This is a genomic window from Streptomyces sp. SAS_281 (assembly GCF_052542855.1).
In genome coordinates this window covers 23,372-43,463 of sequence record NZ_JBMNDO010000016.1, presented here as the reverse complement: position 1 = coordinate 43,463, position 20,092 = coordinate 23,372, and the positions used below count along the sequence as shown (strand labels likewise).

Sequence of the window (20,092 nt, the reverse complement as noted above, 5' to 3'; positions counted from 1 at the left end):
GGGGCTGTCCCGTGTCTCACTCCCGCTTCGGCCGCGCCTTCGTGAACCGGGTCGCCTCCACCGTCGTCGGGTCCTCCGGCCACGGGTGCTTCGGGTAGCGGCCGCGCAGCTCCGCCCGGACCGCCTTGTAGCCGTCGCGCCAGAACGACGCCAGGTCCGCCGTCACCGCCGCCGGCCGCCCGGCGGGGGACAGCAGGTGCACCAGGACCGGCACGCCCGCCACCCGTGGGGTCTCCTGGAGGCCGAACAGCTCCTGGAGCTTCACCGCGAGCACCGGCTGGTCCCCGCCGTACTCCACCCGGATCCGCGAACCGCTCGGCACCTCGATCCGCTCCGGTGCCAGCTCGTCCAGGCGGACCGCCTCGCCCGTCGCCCACGGCAGCAGCCGGCGGAGCGCCTGCCCCGCGTCGAGCACGGCCAGGTCGGAGCGCCGCCGCGCCCGGGACAGCTCGGGCTCCAGCCAGGCCCCGGGGTCCGCGAGCAGCGCCCCGTCCGACACGTCCGGCCACGGTTCACCCAGCACCCGGTGGAGGAAGGCGAGCCGCTCCCGCAGCTGCCCCGCGTCCCGGCTCCACCGCAGCAGCTCCGGGCCCTCCTGCCGCAGACCTTCCACCAGGGCGTCCCGGACCAGCGCGGGATCGGGCCGCTTCAGCGGGCGCGCGGCCAGCTCGACCGCGCCCAGCCGCTCCACCCGGCGGGCCACCACGTCCCGGCCGTCCCAGCGGACCTCCTCGCCCGCGAACCGCAGCGGGCCGGCCGCCAGGAGTGCGGTGTCCTCGTCGATGACGGCCGCCAGGCGCACCCGGGCGGACGCCGCGTGCGCGGGCCGGTCCGCCACCGCCACGGCCAGCCAGGGCGCCCCGCGCAGCCCGGAGCCCTCGCCGGGTTCCGCGCCCGTGCCCGACGCCATCAGGAACGCGCCGCCGCCCCGCGCCCGCGCCACCCGCTCCGGGAAGGCGAGGGCGGCCACCAGCCCCACCGCCGCGTCGTCCGCTACGGACCGGCCGCCGTCGGCCTTGAGCGCGGACGACAGGCGCCGCACCTCCTGGCGCCAGCGCCCCGCGTACGCGTCCTGGCCCCGGCGCGCGGTGCGCAGCGCGGCCGCCAGATCGTCCCCGTACGAGCGGGGCGGTTCCTCGCTCAGCAGCGCCACCACCTCGGCGGCCCGGCGCCCGCCCACTTCGGCCGCCCCGTCCAGCAGCGCCCGGGCCAGCCGGGGGTGCAGGCCGAGCCGGGACATCCGCACCCCCCGCTCGGTGACCCGGCCGTCCGGGCCCACCGCGCCGACCGCGCCGAGCACCTGGCGCGCGGCGGCCATCGCCCCGTCCGGCGGCGCGTCGAGCAGGGCCAGCCCCGAGGCGTCCGGGTCGCCCCAGCAGGCCGCCTGGAGGGCGAACGCCGTCAGGTCCGCCACCCGGATCTCCGGCGACGGGAAGCGGGCGAGCCGGCCGTCCTCCGCCTGGTCCCAGCAGCGGTAGACCGTTCCCGGTGCCTCGCGTCCGGCCCGGCCCGCGCGCTGCCGGCCCGCCGCCTGCGAGGCCCGTACGGTCGTCAGCGCGCTCAGCCCCCGGGCGTGATCGGTGCGCGGCTCACGGGCCAGCCCGGAGTCGACGACCGTCCGGACCCCGGGGACCGTCAGCGAGGACTCGGCCACCGAGGTCGCCAGGACCACCCGACGCCCCTCGGCCGAACCGGCCAGCACCGCGTCCTGCACCGCCGCCGGGGCCCGCCCGTGGACCTGGAGCACTTCGGCCCCGACGCCCGCCAGCTGTCCGGCGACCCGGCCGATCTCGCCGACGCCGGGCAGGAAGCACAGCACGTCGCCGTCCCGCTCGGCGAGCGCCCGCCGCACCACGGAGGCGACATGGGCCAGCAGCGCCGGATCGACCCTCATCCCGTGCGGCGGGCGGACCGGGGCCGGCGGCGGGGCCCACACCACCTCCACCGGATGCGACACGCCCCGCGCCTCGATGACCGGGGCGTCCCCGAGCAGCCGCGCCCAGCCCTCCGCGTCCGTCGTCGCGGACGCCGCCACCAGCCGCAGATCCGGGCGGAGCGCCGCGCGCACGTCCAGCAGGAACGCGGCCACCGTGTCCGCGTCCAGGTGGCGCTCGTGGCACTCGTCGATGATCACCGCGTCCACCCCGGCCAGCTCCTGGTCGCGCTGCAACCGCTGGAGCAGCACGCCGGTCGTGACGACCTCCACCACGGTGTCCGGGCCCGCCACCCGCTCGCCGCGCACGGTGAACCCGACGCGTTCCCCGGTCTTCTCACCCAGCAGCCACGCCATGCGCCGGGCCGCGGCGCGGGCGGCGATCCGGCGCGGCTCGGCGACGACGACCCGGCGCACCGGGCCCTCGCCGGTCAGCCCGGCCAGGGCGAGCGGGACGAGGGTGGTCTTGCCGGTGCCGGGGGGTGCGCACAGCACCGCGGTCCCGCGGTCGTCCAGCGCCCGCCGGAGGGCGGGGACGGCGGTGCGGACGGGCAGCCGGTCGAGGGCGTCGGTGCGGATCACGCCTCCAGTCTCGTACGGCGTGCCCCCGGGGCCCGCACCGGCCGGTGGCTAGTCCCGTACGCAGACGAAGATCGCGGTTCCCGGGATCAGGTTGCCGCGCAGCGGGGACCAGCCGCCCCACTCCTGGTCGTTCCAGGCGGGCCACTCGGGCTCGACCAGGTCCACCAGCCGGAAACCGCCCGCGACCACGTCCCGGATCCGGTCGCCCAGGGTGCGGTGGTGCTCGACGTAGACGGCGTCGCCGTGCTCGTCCTGCTCGACGTAGGGGGTGCGGTCGAAGTAGGAGGCGGCCACCGACAGCCCCTCGGGCCCGGGCTCGTCGGGGAAGGCCCAGCGGACGGGGTGGGTCACGGAGAAGACCCAGCGGCCGCCGGGGCGCAGCACCCGGTGCACCTCGCGGAAGACCTCGACCGGGTCGGCGACGAACGGCACCGCGCCGTAGGCGGAGCAGGCCAGGTCGAAGGAGGCGTCGCGGAAGGGCAGCCGGCCGGCGTCCGCCTCGACCAGCGGGACGTCGTCGCCGATGCGCAGGGCGTGCTGGAGCTGGCGGTGGGAGAGGTCCAGGGCGACGGGGCGGGCGCCCTGCGCGGCGAGCCAGCGGGAGCACTGTGCCGCGCCGGCGCCGATCTCCAGGACGTCGAGCCCCTTCAGCGCGTCGGCGGGGCCCAGGAGACCGGCCGTCGCCTCGTCCAGGCCCTCGGGGCCCCAGACGAAGCGGTCGTCGCCGAGGAAGGCGCCGTGGTCGCTCTGGTACTCGTCGGCGTTGCGGTCCCACCAGCCCCGGCTGGCCCGGCTGCTCTCGGCGGTCCCGGCGCCGCGGCGGGTCGCCTCGGGTTCGGCGGCGTACATCTCTTGGCTCATCGTGTCCGTCGTTGTAGTTTGCCTTCACCCCGCCGTACGCGGTACGTACCAAGGGGGCCTGCGCAGCGCTGGACGGGTGTGTCCGGATGTTGTCGGACACGATCTGGCCTCGGTGAACCCGAGTTGTGCCGGATATCGGGCTTTCCGCCCGCGGTGTCCGCCTTCGCGCATTGACCGTGCCCTGCTGCCCCCGTATGCTACAAGTTGCGCTGCGAGCCTGCGCTCCTCAGACCTAGCAGGCCGCGCTCGCATCTGTTGCTAGTCCCCTCGGTTCACGAGGCGCCTTCCGGTCACGGAATTGGCGCTTCCCGGGCTGTCCGGCTTAGGCAGAGGCGATACGGGCTTTCGGCGTAGCAGTACCTACGACTCACTGTCCGTACCGGAGCCCTTTCCCACATGACGAGCAGCACCGAGACCACCGCCACCACTCCGCAGGTTGCGGTCAACGACATCGGCGACGCGGACGCGTTCCTCGCGGCGATCGACGAGACGATCAAGTACTTCAACGACGGCGACATCGTTGACGGTGTCATCGTCAAGGTTGACCGGGACGAGGTTCTCCTCGACATCGGTTACAAGACCGAAGGTGTCATCCCGAGCCGCGAGCTCTCGATCAAGCACGACGTCGACCCGAACGAGGTCGTCAAGGTCGGTGACGAGATCGAGGCCCTGGTTCTCCAGAAGGAGGACAAGGAAGGCCGCCTGATCCTCTCGAAGAAGCGCGCTCAGTACGAGCGTGCCTGGGGCACCATCGAGAAGATCAAGGAAGAGGACGGCATCGTCACCGGTACCGTCATCGAGGTCGTCAAGGGTGGTCTCATCCTCGACATCGGCCTCCGTGGCTTCCTTCCGGCGTCGCTCGTCGAGATGCGTCGTGTCCGCGACCTCCAGCCGTACGTGGGCAAGGAGCTCGAGGCCAAGATCATCGAGCTGGACAAGAACCGCAACAACGTGGTCCTGTCCCGCCGTGCCTGGCTCGAGCAGACCCAGTCCGAGGTCCGCCAGACGTTCCTCACGACCCTCCAGAAGGGTCAGGTCCGCTCCGGCGTCGTCTCCTCGATCGTCAACTTCGGTGCCTTCGTGGACCTGGGTGGCGTCGACGGTCTGGTGCACGTCTCCGAGCTGTCCTGGAAGCACATCGACCACCCCTCCGAGGTTGTCGAGGTCGGCCAGGAGGTCACCGTCGAGGTCCTCGACGTCGACATGGACCGCGAGCGCGTCTCGCTGTCGCTCAAGGCGACGCAGGAAGACCCGTGGCAGCAGTTCGCCCGTACCCACCAGATCGGGCAGGTCGTCCCCGGTAAGGTCACCAAGCTCGTTCCGTTCGGTGCGTTCGTCCGCGTGGACGAGGGCATCGAGGGCCTGGTCCACATCTCCGAGCTGGCCGAGCGCCACGTGGAGATCCCGGAGCAGGTCGTCCAGGTCAACGACGAGATCTTCGTCAAGGTCATCGACATCGACCTCGAGCGCCGCCGCATCAGCCTCTCGCTGAAGCAGGCCAACGAGGCGTTCGGTGGCGACCCGGCCTCGGTCGAGTTCGACCCGACCCTGTACGGCATGGCCGCGTCCTACGACGACCAGGGCAACTACATCTACCCCGAGGGCTTCGACCCCGAGACCAACGACTGGCTCGAGGGCTTCGAGGCTCAGCGCGAGGTCTGGGAGACCCAGTACGCCGAGGCGCAGCAGCGCTTCGAGCAGCACCAGGCCCAGGTCATCAAGTCCCGCGAGGCCGACGAGGCCGCTGCCGCCGAGGGCGCTGCCGCCCCCGCCGGCAACGCCCCGGCCGCCTCGGGCGGCGGCGGCGGCTCCTACTCCTCGGAGTCCTCGGACAACTCCGGCGCCCTGGCGTCGGACGAGGCCCTGGCCGCGCTCCGCGAGAAGCTGGCGGGCGGCCAGAGCTGACGCTCTGTCCCTCCGGCCGGTCATCGGCTGCGGTAGGTAAGTGACCGTGAGGCCCGCTCCCTTCGGGGGGCGGGCCTCACGTGTTTCCGGCGTGAAAGAGCGTGTACGGGGAATGACCGGGACACCCGTGGCGTTCTTCCCCAGGAACACAAGGAGGAGCGGTAACCGTGCCTGATCCGCAGAGTTTGTACGAATGGGAGCCGAAGGGCCTGGCTGTGGTAGACATGGCGCTCGCCCAGGAGTCGGCCGGTCTGGTCATGCTCTACCACTTCGAGGGCTACATCGACGCGGGTGAGACCGGCGAGCAGATCGTGGACGGCCTGCTCGAATCGCTGCCGCACCAGGTCGTGGCCCGCTTCGACCACGACCGCCTGATCGACTACCGCGCCCGGCGCCCGCTGCTGACGTTCAAACGCGACCGCTGGGCGGCGTACGAGACCCCCGCCCTGGAGGTCCGCGTCGTCCAGGACGCCACGGGCGCGCCGTTCCTGCTGCTGTCCGGGCCGGAGCCCGACGTGGAGTGGGAGAGGTTCTCCGCCGCCGTCGAGGAGGTCGTCGAGCGCCTGGGTGTCCGCCTCGCGGTCAACTTCCACGGCATCCCGATGGGCGTCCCGCACACCCGCCCCGTCGGCATCACCCCGCACGGCAACCGCACCGACCTCACGCCCGGCCACCGCAGCCCCTTCGACGAGGCGCAGGTCCCGGGCTCCGCCGAGGCCCTGGTCGAGTACCGGCTGATGGAGGCGGGCCACGACGTGCTCGGCGTGGCCGCCCATGTGCCGCACTACGTCGCCCGCTCCGCCTACCCCGACGCGGCGCTCACCGCGCTGGAGACGATCACGGCCGCGACCGGCCTGGTCCTGCCGTCCGTCGCGCACGCCCTGCGCACCGAGGCGCACCGCACCCAGACGGAGATCGACCGCCAGATCGGCCAAGGCGACGAGGAACTGGTCTCGCTGGTCGAGGGCCTTGAGCACCAGTACGACGCGGTCGCGGGCGCCGAGACCCGGGGCAACCTGGTCGCCGAACCGGCGGACCTGCCGTCGGCGGACGAGATCGGCCTCGAATTCGAGAAGTTCCTCGCCGAGCGCGAGGGCGACGTCTGAACCGTTCGTCCTGTGCCCGCCGCCCCGCCGCCCCGCGCACCGCGTGACGGCGGCGGGCACTAGGCTGCCGGGATGCTGAAAGTGGGCCTGACCGGTGGCATCGGAGCCGGCAAGAGCGAAGTGTCCCGGCTGCTCGTCGGCCACGGTGCCGTCCTCATCGACTCGGACCGCATCGCCCGCGAGGTGGTCGAGCCCGGAACCCCCGGACTCGCCGCCGTGGTCGAGGAGTTCGGCCCCGGCATCCTGACCCCGGACGGCACCCTGGACCGGCCCGCGCTCGGCGCGATCGTCTTCGCCGACCCGGACCGCCTCGCCGCGCTCAACGCGATCGTCCACCCCCTCGTCCGCGACCGCTCCGCCGCACTGGAGAAGGAGGCGGGACCCGACTCCGTGGTCGTCCACGACGTCCCCCTCCTCACCGAGAACGGCCTCGCCCCCCTCTACGACCTGGTCGTCGTGGTCGACGCCACCCCGGAGACCCAGCTCGACCGGCTCGTCCGGCTGCGCGGCATGACCGAGGAGGACGCCCGCGCCCGCATGGCCGCCCAGGCCACCCGCGAGCAGCGGCGCGCCGTCGCCGACCTGGTCGTCGACAACGACGGACCGGTCGAGGAACTGGTGGCCCGGGTCCGCGAGGTCTGGGCGGAGCTGACCCGGCGTGCGGCGGAGAAGGGCTGAGCCCGTCGCCGTACGGCCTCACGCCTGGTGAGCCCGTCGCCGTACGGCCTCACCGGGCGAGCCGGCAGCCGTACCGGAATACCCGCGGCCGCGCCCGTGTTCACCCCGGGACGGACCAGGGAAGGATGCCACCGTGCCCGAGAGGAACCCGGAAACCGACGTCATCGACTTCCGTGCGGCCGAGCAACTGCTCGCCGCGCGTGACCCCCGGGGCGCCGTGCGGCTGCTCGACTCGGTGATCGCCGCCCACCCCGAGAACACCGCCGCCCGGCTGCTGCGCGCCCGCGCCTTCTTCGCCGCGGCGCAGTTGCGCCCCGCCGAGCTGGAATTCGAGCTGGTGCTGGAGCGCGAGCCGGACAACGCCTTCGCGCACTTCGCCCTCGCCCGCACCTTCGAGCGCTCCGGCCACCCCGAGCGCGCCACCCGCCACTTCCGGCTGGCCGCCGCGCTCGACCCGAAGCCGGAGTACCTGCGCGCGGCCCGCTTCGACAGCTAGGGCGTGCCCGGCGGCGGGCCTTTGCCGCCGCGTGGGCCGTGGTCGGGTTCGTACGGGGGGACGGAGCGGCCCGGCTGGTAGTGCGGGCCCTGGCGCAGCCGGTGGACGACCACGCACAGGTCGACCAGGACCAGCACGAGCAGCACCCCGCAGACCGCCGCCCAGCCGGTGCGGCCGTTCACGGCGAAGGCCGTCACCCCGAAGACGGCCCAGGCCAGGCCCCACAGACTCAGCCAGAGCCGCATCCGCAGCGGACTGCGGGCGGTCGTCGGTTCATTGCCGGTACGCATGGCATCGCCTCCCTACCAGCATGGACCCACGGCCGGGCAGATGCGGCACGACAGCGGGACGAGGCCGCAGGACCGCTGTCCGGGCTGCTGATCCCCGGCCGCGGGCCGCATGGTCAGCCGGTCAGCAGCTTCGCCCGCAGCGCCGCCACGGTCGCCGCGTCGAGCTTCAGCCCCTCCCGTACGTACGTGTCGAAGTCGCCGTAGATCTGGTCCACCTCGGCGTACGCGGCGCGCAGCCAGCTCAGCTCCACGGCCTCCGGGTCGCCGGTGTACTGGTTGCTGGCCAGGAAGTCCGCCTCGACGGTGGCCCGGGGGACGCCCAGCAGGGTGAGCAGGACGGCGGTGCCCCAGCCGGTGCGGTCCTTGCCGGCGCTGCAGTGGAAGACCGTGGCGCCGGAGGTGTTCGTGGCGACGGCCGTGACGAGGTCGTGGAAGGCGTAGTCCGCGCCCACGAAGTTGACCATGAACGGGTAGCCGATGGACTGGCCGAGGTCCGACGAGCCGGAGAAGAGCCCGGCGGCGACGGCCTCCGCCAGGGTCATCAGGGCCGAGTCGTGGAAGCGGATGCCGTGGGCGAGCGAGACGACGTCCGCGACCTGGTAGCGCACCCCGGCGGGCAGCCGGTCCGGGTCGTCGTGCCGCTCCTGGACGTTGCGCAGGTCCACGTCGAGCGTGAGCTTCTGGGAGACCAGCCGCTGCTGCTCGGCGTCGGCGAGCTTGCTCAGCTTGTTGGAGCGGTAGACCAGGCCGGGGCGCACCCAGTGTCCGTCCGTGGTGCGGTAGCCGCCGATGTCCCGGAAGTTGCGGGCGGAGGCCAGGCCGAGGGAGCGGTCGGCGACGACGAGCGGGCTGCCGCTGTCCGGGACCAGCCGGAAGTACCAGCGCCCGGCCTCCGGGAGCGTGCCCGGCGCGACGGTCAGCGAGCCGGTGCCGGGGGCCGTGCCGAGCGCGGTGCCGCTGGTGGCGTCGGGCGAGGTGACGGCGGTGACGGTCACCGAACCGGCGGGCGAGGCCCAGGAGAGGGTGTGGCCGCCGTCGGCGGCGCGGGTGGCGGTGGCGGCCGTGAACGGCACGGCGGACTGCGCGACGGCCGCCGAAGCGGTGGCGGGCGGCGCGGCGAGGGCGGCCGGGGCCATGACCGTACCGGTGAGGAGGGCGGTCGCGAGGACGGTGCCGGCTATGCGGTGTGTACGCATGGTGCTCCTTGTCGTGACCCTGCGGGGCAGGGGAGGCGTCAGGAGGTCGGGGTGGCGGTGCACGGGGTGGTGCCGCAGACATTGATGACCCGGCCGGTTGTCAGGAAGGTGGCCTTCTGCTGACGTGCGGCGGGCGAGTTGCGGGGGTCTTCGTGCGGGTCGTGCCCGTACGCGGGCCCTTGGGGCGGGGTGTTGGTGACCGGCGGTGCGGGCGTACCGCTGTCCCAGACGGTCATCGCGGAGCCCCGGTACGGCAGTCGGCGCGGGGAGACGGTCCGGATGCCCCAGTACGGGACCGCGTCCGGGCTGCGGCCGGGGGCGAGCGCCGGGGTGAGCAGCCGGGCGCCGATGGTGCGCGCCTCCACGTCGGCCGCCGCGTTCGCGACCTGGTGGTCGCCGTACGCGATGTGCATCAGGACCTGGTGGCGGTCGGTGAGGTGGTTGGCGTACGCGTTGGCCTCGCCCCGGTCCCAGACCAGCTGGAAGAGCTGGAGGACCAGTTGCTGGTGCAGCTTGTCCGGGTAGGCGGCGTCCAGGACCTGCTGGAACGGGGCGAAGTCGGCGCTGCGGTCGAGGAGCAGCCCGTAGTTCATCCCGGTGACGCCGAGCACCCCGCGCCGGATGTCGGGCGAGGCGGCGACGAGTGCGCCGCCGAGGATGCCGCCCTGGCTGTTCCCGTCGTACGCGAGGCCGTGCCGGGTGTCGATGAGCGGGCGCCCGTCGGCGGTGCGGAACGCCGGATCGGTGGTCAGGCCCTCGGCGTGGATCAGGGCGCGGCCGAGGAACAGGGCGTTCAGCATGCCCTGTTCGCTGCGCTCGGGGACGGCCGGGAAGAGGCCCGGGTCGGCGAGCGCGGCCATGACCACGGGGATGTCCGCCTTGGCCATGCCGATCCAGTCCGTCGCGCAGAACGTGAAGTCGTGCTCGGCGGCCATGTCCTTGACGTTGCCCGCGCCGACCTCGTTGCGTGAGCCGAGCAGCCCGTGTCCGTACAGCGAGGGGTGCGACGGCCCGCGGAAGGCGGCGCGCGGGATCTCGCAGCGGAACGCGGCGGTCACGGTGCTGCCCGGAAGCGCGCGCGGGGTGCCGTTCCGGTCGCGGTTCAGCACGGCACCGGGCGGCCCGCCGGGCGCGTCCAGATAGCCGGGCACGGTGATCTCGCCGGTGACCTCGCGGGCGATCCGGGCGTCCTGCTCCCGGGTGAGGTCGGTGACCCCGGTGACCTCGAAGGCGGGTGCCCGGTCGCCGAGCCGGCGGAACGCGTCGTCGCGGATGGTGAACAGGTCGCCGGTGAGGCTGCGCGTCGAGGCGATCGTGAAGTCCCAGGCCAGGTTGAGCCCCCGGGGCGGGACGCCCGCCCGGCGCAGCGCGGACAGCGCGGGCCGCAGCCGGTCCTGGCGGGCGCGCAGCGGATCGTGCGCGGGCAGCCGTTTCCCGGCCACGGCGGCGAAGGGGGCGGCGGCCGGAATCGTACGGCCCGACCCGTCCTTGAGGTGGCGCAGCGCCACGGCGTAATGGTGGCCGTCCAGGAAGTTGCGGGCCGGGTGGATCAGCAGGGCGCGGCGCGCGGGGTCGGTGGCGTTACTGTCCGGCTCCGCCCAGTAGGGCCACCGCTCACCGGTCGTGGTGTCCAGCAGGACGACCGGCGCGTCCCGGTCCAGGGACCGGCCGATGTCGGTCAGCGGGGCCGCGCCGGTCCTGACCGGGTCGAGCCCCGGCACCTGGGCGATCAGCGTGGAGCCGGGGGAGAAGCCGTCGGACCGGTTCCAGGCGGCCGGGTCGACGGCCTGCCCGGTCGCGGGCCGGGGGAGGGCCGAGGGGTCGAAGGCCACCCGGCGGCCCGTGTCGGTGCGCGGGTCCGGCCGGGTGTACCAGTCGTTGGGGAAGGGCAGCAGGCACTCGGCGGGTGCCAGCGGGTCGCAGCCCCGCGCCGGGGAGCGGTCCGCCGGGGCCGCGTGGGCGGGCGGGGCGAGGAGCGCGGCGGCGCCGAGCGCCGCGGCGAGCAGTCCGGCGAGTGTCCGCTGCCGCACGGTTCAGCTCCCCTGGAGGTGGGCGCCGATGATGCGCGCGTAGGCGGCCTCGCCCCGCTGGTTCGGGTGCAGCGGGGCGGCCGAAGCGGTCGGCACGTACCCCTCGACCCACTTGTCGGAGGGGGCCTGGCAGGCGTCGTGGCCCTTGCTGGGGGTGGCGACGTCGATGTACTCGGCGCCGTGCGCGGCGCTCTGCTCGGCGATCACCGCGTTCATCCGGTTCACGCTGCCCTGGAGGAAGTCGGCGTCGACCGGCAGCACGGGCTGCAGCGGCCAGCAGCCGCCCGGCTTGATGTAGAGCCCGTAGCCCGTCACGAGGACTCTCGCGTGCGGCGACCGCTGGTGGATTCCGTCGAGTACGGCTCCGAGGCGCGGCGCGAAGGCGTCGATCCGCTGCGCGACCTGGTCGACCCCGCCCTCGGTCAGCTTGTCCCTGCACGGGGTGGCGGTCGGGTCGAGCTGCATGCAGTCCTGTGCGATGCCGACGAGACCGGCGTCGTTGCCGCCGATGGTGAGGGTCACCAGGTCGGTGTCGGCGCGCAGCGCGTCGAACTGGGGCGCCGCCGAGCCCATCGGCACGTCGAGCAGCGACAGGGACTGCTTCTCCGTCATGTGTTTGGACTGGGCCCCGCTGCACGTGACGTCGCGCAGCGAGGCGCCGATGCTCGCGGCCAGCTCGTGCGCGTAGTTGTGCGTGGAGCGGCCGCAGGCCAGCGGTCCCGTGATGCCCGGGATGAGCGGTCCCGAGGCCATCGAGTCGCCGAGGGCGACGTACTGCACGGGGTCGTCCGCGCTCGCCGCCCAGGCGCCGGACGCGGTGGTGCCGACGGCCAGGGAGGCCAGGGCGACGGCGGTGGCGGCTCCTCCGACAGTACGACAGAATGCCTTGTTTCGGGACGATTTCACGACGACCTCCGGTGCGCTATGAGTGGGGGCATGGCGGGTGTCGCCGGTCATCATGCAGACTCGAACGCCGTCGTTTAACTGGTGGGTAACGCAGACTTCGCCGGGGGCCTTTGTGACGCGTGACAATGAACGGGCTTGCGAACAGAGCCCGTTGGCCATTTCCGGGCGTCCGGTGGCGGTGCGGCTGCGGGCCCGTGTCCCCGCGTTGACCACCCGGGTGGTCGCCCGTCTTCTCAGTGACCTCCCGGTCTACGCGGAGCTGCCGCACGAGGAGATCGCGGGCGACATCGCCGACATCGTCCAGCACAACCTTCGGCTCTTCGCCGACGTGCTCGAACACCGCAGGGCCGCCACCGACGGCGAACTCGCCCAGCAGCGCGACTCGGCCGCCCAGCGCGCCGAGGAGGGCGTGCCGCTGGACGCCATCCTCACCGCCTACCAGGTGGGCGTCGCGATGTGCTGGGAGGAGACCGCGCAGGACGCCGGGCCCGGGGACCTGCCCGCCGTGCTGGAGATCATGGACCGCATCCTCGTCCTCCAGCAGCAGCTGACCTCCGCGGTGAGCGGCGCCTATCTGGAAGCCCGGCAGATCCTGGACAGCCAGGAGCACGGCGGCCGGCACGCCCTGATGGCGGCGCTGCTGACCGGTGAGGACCTGGACGGCTTCACCCGCCGCACCGGCCTGCGCCCGGCCGCCCGCTATCTGACCATGACGCTCGCGCTGGCCCCCCACCCGGACGAGACGGGGGCGGGCCCGGCGCAGGGCCCCGGGGCCGGTCCGGCGTCCGGTCCCGGCTCCGGGGCGGGCTCGGGCGTGGCCGCCCGGCGGAAGATCCGGCGCATCCGGACGGCCCTCGACCGGTTCGCCGGGACACCCGCGCTGACCGCCCTGGACGCGTCCGGCGGCACCGTGCTGCTGCCCGTCGCGGAGCCGCCGCCGTGGGAGGGGCCCGGCGGGCTGTGCGGCCTGATCGCCGAGGCGACCCGGGCGGCGGGCGTCCCCGTCACGGCCGCCGCCGAGACCGCGTCACCGGACGGGGTGCCGGCTGCGGTGGCCCGTAACGGCGAGATCGTGGACCTGGTGGCCCGCACCGGCCGGGCCCCCGGCCTCTACCGGCTCGCCGATGTGCTCCTGGAGTACCAGCTGAGCCGGCCCAGCGAGGCGCTGCGCGGACTCGCCGGGCTGCTGAGCCCGCTGGACGCCAAGCCGGAGCTGCTGCACACCCTGGAGACGTACCTCGGCCACGGCCTGGACCGCCGGGCCGCGGCGGCGGCGCTGCACGTCCACCCCAACACCGTCGACTACCGCATCCGGCGCATCGACCGTCTCACCGGTCTCTCCCCGGCCCGCCCCGCCGACCTCCAGCACCTGAGCGCGGCCCTGGTGGCGCGCCGCTCGGTCTGAGGGGCGGGAACGACTGCCCCCGTACGGTCGTTCGGCAGGCATGAGCGGACAACTGGTACGCGAGGGCTACGCGGGGACCGGTCCGGGCGCCATCACCCCGGACGGCTGCGCGGTCGAGCTGTACAGCAGGCTGGCCGTGGGCGACGAACCGGACGTGATCGCGGCGGCCGTCCCCGCCGGCGCGCACATCCTGGAACTGGGCTGCGGGGCGGGCCGGGTGACGCACCCGCTGGTCGAGCGGGGCTTCCGGCTGACCGCCGTGGACGAGTCGCCGCAGATGCTGGAGCGGGTGCGCGGCGCGCGGACGGTGTGCGGCCCGATCGAGTCGCTGGACCTCGGCGACGAGACGTTCGACGTCGTCATGCTCGCGTCGTTCCTCGTCCACGCGGGCGACCACCAGGTGCGCGACGGGCTGCTGCGGACCTGCCGCCGGTACGTACGCGACGGAGGGGTGGTGCTCCTCCAGCGCGAGGGGGCGGACTGTCACGACGCGCTCCCGCGCGAGCGCGTCCACCCGGCCGGCTACACGGTGCGCATCGTCTCCTCGGAGCCGGTCGGCGACGGGGTGCGCTCGGTGCGCGCGGAGTACGAGTTCGCCGACGCCCGGTGGACGCAGACCTTCCGGTCCCGGCCGCTGACGAGGGAGGCGTTCGAGGGGCACCTCCGGGCCGCGGACCTGAGGGTGGACCGCTATCTCACGGACGACGGCGTCTGGGTGCGGGCCGTGCCCGTGCAGCGGCCGCCCGGCGGTCAGTGAATGGTGCTGAAGCTGCGCCAGGGAAGCGCGTTCGGCGAGTTGACGTCCGAGAAGGTGGTCGCGACGTACGTCGTTCCCTTGCCGGTGCAGTCGGGCGTCCGGTACAGCACGATGTCGATCAGGGTCTCGTTGGCCACCGCCTTCGCGCCGGCCGGGGCGAGCCGGTGGCAGCCCTTGACCGAGGGGCTGTTCACCTCGATCACGGCGTCCCGCTCGGTGGTGTAGATGACCGGGCCGACCGCGGTCCGGCCGAGGCCCGAACAGCCTGCGACGGTGAGGGTCAGGAGCACGGCCTGGGCGGCGATGCCGAGCCGGCGGCGTCGGCGGTCGATCACGGGCATGGGCGGATCCTCGTCTGTCTCGTCACCACGCACACCGCGGGTGTACGTGCCGGTGCCGCTCACCCTGCCCGCTTCCCCGGGCCCCGGCATCCGGGAAGCGGCCGGGCGGGGGAGTGCCGCACCACCGGGCGTACACGCAGGGGTTCGACCCCGAGCGAAACCAGGCATACCGTGGTAATAGCGCACGAAAGGTGCGGCGCCGATGGCCGGGCTCCTCCGGCCGGCAGGGGGCCGTCATGGTCCAGGCACTCGTGATCGCGGTGGTCGCGGCAGCGGCGGTGGGCGCCCTGTACCTGGCGGCGGCCGCCAGGGTCGTCAGGCAGTACGAACGGGGCGTGGTCCTCAGACTGGGCCGGCTCCGAGACGAGGTTCGCCCGCCGGGGTTCACGATGGTGCTGCCGGGCGTCGACCGGCTGCGCAAGGTCAACATGCAGATCGTGACCATGCCCGTGCCCGCCCAGGACGGGATCACCCGGGACAACGTCACGGTCCGGGTGGACGCCGTCATCTACTTCAAGGTGGTCGACCCGGCGAGCGCGGTCGTCGAGGTCGAGGACTACCGCTTCGCGGTCTCGCAGATGGCGCAGACGTCCCTGCGTTCCATCATCGGCAAGAGCGACTTGGACGACCTCCTCTCCGACCGGGAGAAGCTGAACCAGGGCCTGGAGCTGATGATCGACAGCCCCGCGGTCGGCTGGGGCGTCCAGATCGACCGGGTCGAGATCAAGGACGTCTCGCTGCCGGAGACCATGAAGCGCTCCATGGCCCGCCAGGCCGAGGCCGACCGTGAGCGGCGCGCCCGGGTCATCAACGCGGACGCGGAGCTCCAGGCGTCCAAGAAGCTGGCCGAGGCGGCGTCGCAGATGTCCGCCCAGCCGGCGGCGCTCCAGCTGCGACTGCTCCAGACCGTGGTGGCCGTGGCGGCCGAGAAGAACTCCACGCTGGTCCTGCCGTTCCCGGTCGAGCTGCTGAGGTTCCTGGAGCGGGCCCAGCAGGGGGCGCCCGCCCCCGAGGTCGCGCGGGCGCCGGACGCCGGCACGCAGGCGGGGCCGGCCGCGGCCCCCGGTGCGCCTGCCCCGGACGGCGCGCGGCCCGCGGACCCCGGTACGTCCGCCCCGGACGGCGCGCGGCCTGCGGCGCCCGGTGCGCCGACCCCGCGTCCGGGCGCCTCCTCGAAGCCGTACGCCCACCACTGACCTCTCCGCGCGGTCGCTCCCCGGCCGTCGTCCGACCCGTACGAGCTGCGGGAACGGCGGCGGCCGGGCCCTTGTCCGGGGCGTTGTCAGACCTCCCGCCTAGACTCGCCAACCAGAGGACGAGACCGTGCTGACCAGGCGCGGAACGCCAGGACGCGGCCGCCGGGCCGCGACGGACGGGAGGGAGGACCGATGGGCACCGCACCGCCGCCGCAGGACGCGGACAGCAGCCGTCTGCTGCGCTGCGCCGCCGTCTTCCTGCCCGGCACGCCGCCGCGCCGGGGCCGCGTCGCGTTCTGGGACCCGCTCGACGCCGCGCTCCCCGGGACGGCCGACGCCCGGAGCGAGGCGATCACGGTCGTCCGGCCGTACGGCGCCGAGGGCGAGGTCCGCCCGCAGGACGTGCCCGCGCTCCTGCTCACCGTCGGCGACGCCCTGCCCCTGCTCGCCCGCGCCCGCCACCTGCGCTCCGCCCACCCGGCGACCCGCGCCTGGGGCGCGGCCGCCCTGCACGCGCTGCACCTGGTGGCCGGTGGCCGCATGCTCCCCGGGCTGACCGCCGACGACCACGACGCCTGGCGGGCCGGCCCGCGCGACGCCGGGGACGTCGCCCACCTGCGCGCGGTGGCCGCCGCCCTGCCCTGGGAGGGACACGCCGTCCCGCTGCCCGACCGGAGTCCGCCCCGGCTGCCCGACCCCGAGGCGCTGATCGGCGCCTTCCTCGACGCCGTCGCCGACACACTGCCCCGGACGCCCGCCGCCGCGTTCGCCGTCGGCGCCCCCTTCGCGGCGGCCGAGCCCCAGCACCTGCCCGGCGCCCGGGAATGGGCCGTCGAGGTCGCCTCGGGCCTGGACGCCGGGGTCCGGATCTCGCTCCGCCTGGACCTCTCCGCGTACGAACTGTTCGACACGAGCGACACGACCGGTCCCGACGGGACGGCGGTTCCCCCCGAGCGGCACGCCGCCGCCGCGGTCACCCAGGTGCACAGCCTCGCCGACCCCACCTACGTGGTCGACGCCGCCGCCCTGTGGGCCGGTGAGGCGGGCGAGCCGTTCGGGCCCCGGGCGCGGGTGGACACCGCGCTCGCCCTGCGCCGGGCGGCCCGCGTCTGGGCCCCGCTCGAACGGCTCCTCGACCAGCCGGTCCCCGATGTGCTGGCCCTCGGCGAGGACGAGCTGTACGAGCTGCTGGGCGACGCCGGGAGCCGGCTCGCCGCCGCCGGGGTGAGCGTCCACTGGCCCAGGGAGCTGGCCCGCACCCTCACCGCCGCGGCCGTGGTCAGGCCCGCGCCCGGAACGGCCACGGACGGCACCGCCTTCTTCGACGCCGACCAGCTCTTCGCGTTCGACTGGCAGCTCTCGCTCGGCGACGAGCGACTGACCGAGGCCGAGATGGACGTGCTCGCCGAGGCCCATCGTCCCGTGGTGCGGCTCCGGGACCAGTGGGTCGTCGTGGACCCCGCACTCGTCCGCAAGGCCCGCAAGCGGGAGCTGGGCCTGCTCGACCCGGTGGACGCCCTGGCCGTCGCCCTGACCGGCAGCGCCGAGGTGGACGGCGAGCAGGTCGAGGCGGTCCCCGCCGGAGCGCTCGCGGAGCTGCGCAACCGCCTCCTGACCGACGAGACCGCACTCGCCCCGCCCCCCGGACTCCACGCCACGCTCCGGGACTACCAGCTGCGCGGCCTGGCCTGGCTGGACCGGATGACCTCGCTCGGCCTCGGCGGCTGCCTCGCCGACGACATGGGCCTCGGCAAGACGATCACCCTGATCGCCCTCCACCTCCACCGCGCCCACCCCGCGCCCACCCTGGTCGTCTGCCCCGCCTCCCTGCTGGGCAACTGGCACCGCGAGATCAACCGCTTCGCCCCCGGCGTCCCCGTGCGCCGGTTCCACGGCACCGGCCGCACCCTCGCCGGAGCGGACCGGGGCTTCGTCCTCACCACGTACGGCACGATGCGCTCCAGCGCCGCCGAGCTGGCCGCCCACGGCTGGGGACTGGTCGTCGCCGACGAGGCGCAGCACGTCAAGAACCCGCACTCCTCCACCGCGAAGGCCCTGCGCACCATCCCGTCCCCGGCGCGCGTCGCCCTCACCGGCACCCCCGTGGAGAACAACCTCTCCGAGCTGTGGGCGCTGCTCGACTGGACCACGCCGGGACTGCTCGGCCCGCTCAAGGCGTTCCGGGCCCGGCACGCCAGGATCGTGGAGAACACCGGCACGGCGGCCAGCCTCGGCAACGACGAGGCGGTCGAGCGGCTGTCCCGGCTGGTCCGGCCCTTCCTGCTGCGCCGCAAGAAGTCCGACCCCGGGATCGCCCCCGAGCTGCCGCCCAAGACGGAGACCGACCACCCCGTCTTCCTCACCCGCGAGCAGGCCACGCTGTACGAGGCCACGGTGCGCGAGACCATGGCGTCCATCGAGGCGTCCGAGGGCATCGCGCGGCGCGGCCTGATCATGAAGCTGCTGGCCTCGCTCAAGCAGATCTGCAACCACCCCGCGCAGTATCTGAAGGAGGACGCCGCCCGGCTCACCGGCCGCTCCGGGAAGCTCGCCCTCCTGGACGAACTGCTCGACACGATCCTGGCCGAGGACGGCTCGGTGCTCGTCTTCACCCAGTACGTGACGATGGCCCGGCTGCTGTCCGCCCACCTGACCGCCCGCGCGATCCCCTCCCAGCTCCTGCACGGCGGCACCCCGGTGCCCGAGCGGGAACGGATGGTGGACCGCTTCCAGTCCGGCGAGGTCCCGGTCTTCCTGCTCTCCCTCAAGGCGGCGGGCACGGGGCTCAACCTCACCCGGGCCGCCCATGTCATCCACTACGACCGCTGGTGGAACCCGGCGGTCGAGGAGCAGGCCACCGACCGGGCCTACCGCATCGGCCAGACCCAGCCCGTCCAGGTGCACCGGCTGATCGCCGAGGGCACGGTGGAGGACCGGATCGGCGAGATGCTGCTCGCCAAGCGGGCACTGGCCGACGCCGTCCTCGGCAGCGGCGAGAGCGCGCTCACCGAGCTGAGCGACCGCGACCTCGCCGACCTCGTCTCCCTCCGGAGGCCGTCATGAGCCCCGCCCGCCCCGGCGCCCCCCGCCCCACCACCGGGCCGCTCGCCGCCCGCGGGGACAACCGCCCCGGCGCCCGCTCCCGCCCCGGCCCCGACGACCTGCGGCGCACCTTCGAGGCCGTCCCGGCGCGCACGTCCGGGGAGGGCGAGCCGTTCGCGGAGAGCTGGTGGGGCCGGGCCTGGGTGGCGTCGCTCGAATCCCTGTCGATGGACGGCCCGCGCCTCGCCCGGGGCCGGGACTACGCGGACGGCGGCCACGTCGCCGCGATCACCGTGACACCGGGGCACGTCGTCGCCTACGTGCACGGCAGCCGGCCCCGCCCGTACCGGGCCGAGCTGCGGCTGCGCACCTTCACCGACCCGGACTGGGACACCCTGCTCGACGCGGTCGCCGCCCGCCCCGGGCACCTCGCCGCGCTCCTCGCCAAGGAGATGCCGCACTCCCTGGCCGAAACGGCGACCGGCGCCGGGATGACCCTGCTGCCCGCCCCGGGCGACCTCGACCCCGCCTGCACCTGCCCCGACCGGGGCAGGCCCTGCAAGCACGTCGCGGCCCTCAGCTACCAGACGGCCCTCCTGCTCGACACCGACCCGTTCGTCCTGCTCCTGCTGCGCGGCCGGGGCGAGCGCGCACTCCTGGAGGAGCTGGCCCGGCGCAACGCCGCGCACTCCGCCCGGGAGCGGCCCCCCGCCCCCGACACCCCGTCCGTCCCGGCCGAAGAGGCGCTGGCCGACCGCTTCCTGCCCCCGCTGCCCGCGCCCTTCCCCGTGGACCCGCACCCGGGCCGCCCGCCCGCCTACCCCGTCCTTCCCGGTGCCCGGGACCCGCTCGCCCTGGACCAGCTCGCCACCGACGCGGCGGCCCGCGCCCACGCCCTGCTCACCACCGGCCGCGACCCGCTCGCCGGGCTCACCACCTGGCAGGACGCCGTCCGTCTCGCCGCGGCCGGACCCACCGCCGGGCTCACCGCGACCACCCGCGCCCTCTACCGGGAGCTGGCCTCCGCCACCGGCCGCAACACCACGGACCTGGCCCGCGCCGTGGCCGCCTGGCGGCAGGGCGAGGCCGAGGGGCTTGCGGTCCTGGAGACCCCGTGGGACCCCCCGGCCGGCCCGTTCGACCGCGCCCGGCCCGCCCTCGCCGCCGCCGGCTTCCCCCGCTTCCAGCCCTGGCACAACCACCTCACGCATCCCGGCGGCGCCCTTCAGCTCCGCTTCGGCCGCGACGGCCGCTGGTACGGCTACGAGTCGGACCCGGGCCAGGACGAGTGGTGGCCGCGTGCTGCCCCTGACCACGACCCGGTCGGCGCGCTTTTGGAGCTGACGGGCGGCTGAGGAGCCCCGGAAC

The 20,092-nt window shown here is 74.5% G+C and carries 16 protein-coding genes; 9 read left to right on the top strand and 7 right to left on the bottom strand.

Annotated elements, in window-relative coordinates; all coding sequences use genetic code 11:
- Positions 1-16: 16 nt before the first annotated feature.
- Both hrpB and ACN6LM_RS08795 read right to left on the bottom strand, forming a co-directional pair.
- Positions 17-2,515 carry an ATP-dependent helicase HrpB gene (gene hrpB / locus ACN6LM_RS08800; RefSeq protein ID WP_445064728.1) on the bottom strand — a complete coding sequence of 833 codons (2,499 nt, stop codon included), beginning with the start codon at positions 2,513-2,515 and terminating at the stop codon, positions 17-19.
- A gap of 48 nt (positions 2,516-2,563) precedes the next feature.
- A complete protein-coding gene (locus tag ACN6LM_RS08795) occupies positions 2,564-3,364 on the bottom strand; it encodes a class I SAM-dependent methyltransferase (protein ID WP_445064763.1) in 801 nt (266 codons plus the stop codon).
- A 408-nt stretch (positions 3,365-3,772) separates the two neighbouring features.
- Between ACN6LM_RS08795 and rpsA the strand changes: the two genes are divergently transcribed.
- The 4 genes from rpsA to ACN6LM_RS08775 all read left to right on the top strand — a co-directional run bounded on the left by rpsA (position 3,773) and on the right by ACN6LM_RS08775 (position 7,561).
- Positions 3,773-5,281 carry a 30S ribosomal protein S1 gene (gene rpsA / locus ACN6LM_RS08790; protein ID WP_445064726.1) on the top strand — a complete coding sequence of 503 codons (1,509 nt, stop codon included), beginning with the start codon at positions 3,773-3,775 and terminating at the stop codon, positions 5,279-5,281.
- A gap of 167 nt (positions 5,282-5,448) precedes the next feature.
- A complete protein-coding gene (locus ACN6LM_RS08785; RefSeq protein WP_445064724.1) occupies positions 5,449-6,387 on the top strand; it encodes a PAC2 family protein in 939 nt (312 codons plus the stop codon).
- A 72-nt stretch (positions 6,388-6,459) separates the two neighbouring features.
- A complete protein-coding gene (gene coaE, locus ACN6LM_RS08780) occupies positions 6,460-7,065 on the top strand; it encodes a dephospho-CoA kinase (protein WP_445064722.1) in 606 nt (201 codons plus the stop codon).
- A gap of 133 nt (positions 7,066-7,198) precedes the next feature.
- A complete protein-coding gene (locus ACN6LM_RS08775) occupies positions 7,199-7,561 on the top strand; it encodes a tetratricopeptide repeat protein (RefSeq protein WP_361029407.1) in 363 nt (120 codons plus the stop codon).
- Here the strand turns inward: ACN6LM_RS08775 and ACN6LM_RS08770 are convergent.
- The 4 genes from ACN6LM_RS08770 to ACN6LM_RS08755 form a co-directional block, all read right to left on the bottom strand.
- Positions 7,558-7,851, bottom strand: coding sequence for a DUF6343 family protein (locus ACN6LM_RS08770; protein WP_445064720.1), 294 nt, complete (start codon positions 7,849-7,851; stop codon positions 7,558-7,560). The genes ACN6LM_RS08775 and ACN6LM_RS08770 overlap by 4 nt on opposite strands.
- A 113-nt stretch (positions 7,852-7,964) precedes the next feature.
- Positions 7,965-9,047: a tyrosine-protein phosphatase gene (locus tag ACN6LM_RS08765; RefSeq protein ID WP_445064718.1), complete on the bottom strand. Its 1,083-nt coding sequence runs from the start codon at positions 9,045-9,047 to the stop codon at positions 7,965-7,967.
- Between the two features lie 38 nt (positions 9,048-9,085).
- Entirely contained in the window at positions 9,086-11,077 is a 1,992-nt protein-coding gene (locus ACN6LM_RS08760) for a hypothetical protein (RefSeq protein ID WP_445064716.1), read from the bottom strand.
- A 3-nt stretch (positions 11,078-11,080) separates the two neighbouring features.
- The gene (locus tag ACN6LM_RS08755) at positions 11,081-11,983 is read right to left on the bottom strand and encodes an SGNH/GDSL hydrolase family protein (protein ID WP_445064715.1); all 903 of its coding nucleotides are present in this window, start codon (positions 11,981-11,983) and stop codon (positions 11,081-11,083) included.
- 151 nt (positions 11,984-12,134) lie between these two features.
- Here ACN6LM_RS08755 and ACN6LM_RS08750 point away from each other — a divergent pair, with 151 nt between their 5' ends.
- Positions 12,135-13,388, top strand: a complete 1,254-nt coding sequence (locus tag ACN6LM_RS08750; RefSeq protein ID WP_445064713.1) for a PucR family transcriptional regulator — start codon at positions 12,135-12,137, stop codon at positions 13,386-13,388.
- 40 nt (positions 13,389-13,428) lie between these two features.
- Complete coding sequence (locus ACN6LM_RS08745; protein ID WP_445064712.1) at positions 13,429-14,145, top strand: class I SAM-dependent methyltransferase; 717 nt, start codon at positions 13,429-13,431, stop codon at positions 14,143-14,145.
- Here ACN6LM_RS08745 and ACN6LM_RS08740 read toward each other — a convergent pair.
- On the bottom strand, positions 14,139-14,486 hold the full coding sequence (locus ACN6LM_RS08740) for a hypothetical protein (RefSeq protein WP_445064710.1): 348 nt from the start codon (positions 14,484-14,486) through the stop codon (positions 14,139-14,141). The genes ACN6LM_RS08745 and ACN6LM_RS08740 overlap by 7 nt on opposite strands.
- A gap of 236 nt (positions 14,487-14,722) precedes the next feature.
- Here ACN6LM_RS08740 and ACN6LM_RS08735 point away from each other — a divergent pair, with 236 nt between their 5' ends.
- The 3 genes from ACN6LM_RS08735 to ACN6LM_RS08725 all read left to right on the top strand — a co-directional run bounded on the left by ACN6LM_RS08735 (position 14,723) and on the right by ACN6LM_RS08725 (position 20,079).
- A complete protein-coding gene (locus ACN6LM_RS08735; protein WP_445064709.1) occupies positions 14,723-15,682 on the top strand; it encodes a slipin family protein in 960 nt (319 codons plus the stop codon).
- A gap of 192 nt (positions 15,683-15,874) precedes the next feature.
- Entirely contained in the window at positions 15,875-18,745 is a 2,871-nt protein-coding gene (locus ACN6LM_RS08730; RefSeq protein ID WP_445064708.1) for an SNF2-related protein, read from the top strand.
- The gene (locus ACN6LM_RS08725) at positions 18,742-20,079 is read left to right on the top strand and encodes an SWIM zinc finger family protein (protein ID WP_445064706.1); all 1,338 of its coding nucleotides are present in this window, start codon (positions 18,742-18,744) and stop codon (positions 20,077-20,079) included. The genes ACN6LM_RS08730 and ACN6LM_RS08725 overlap by 4 nt, the downstream gene beginning before the upstream one ends.
- Positions 20,080-20,092: the final 13 nt, after the last annotated feature.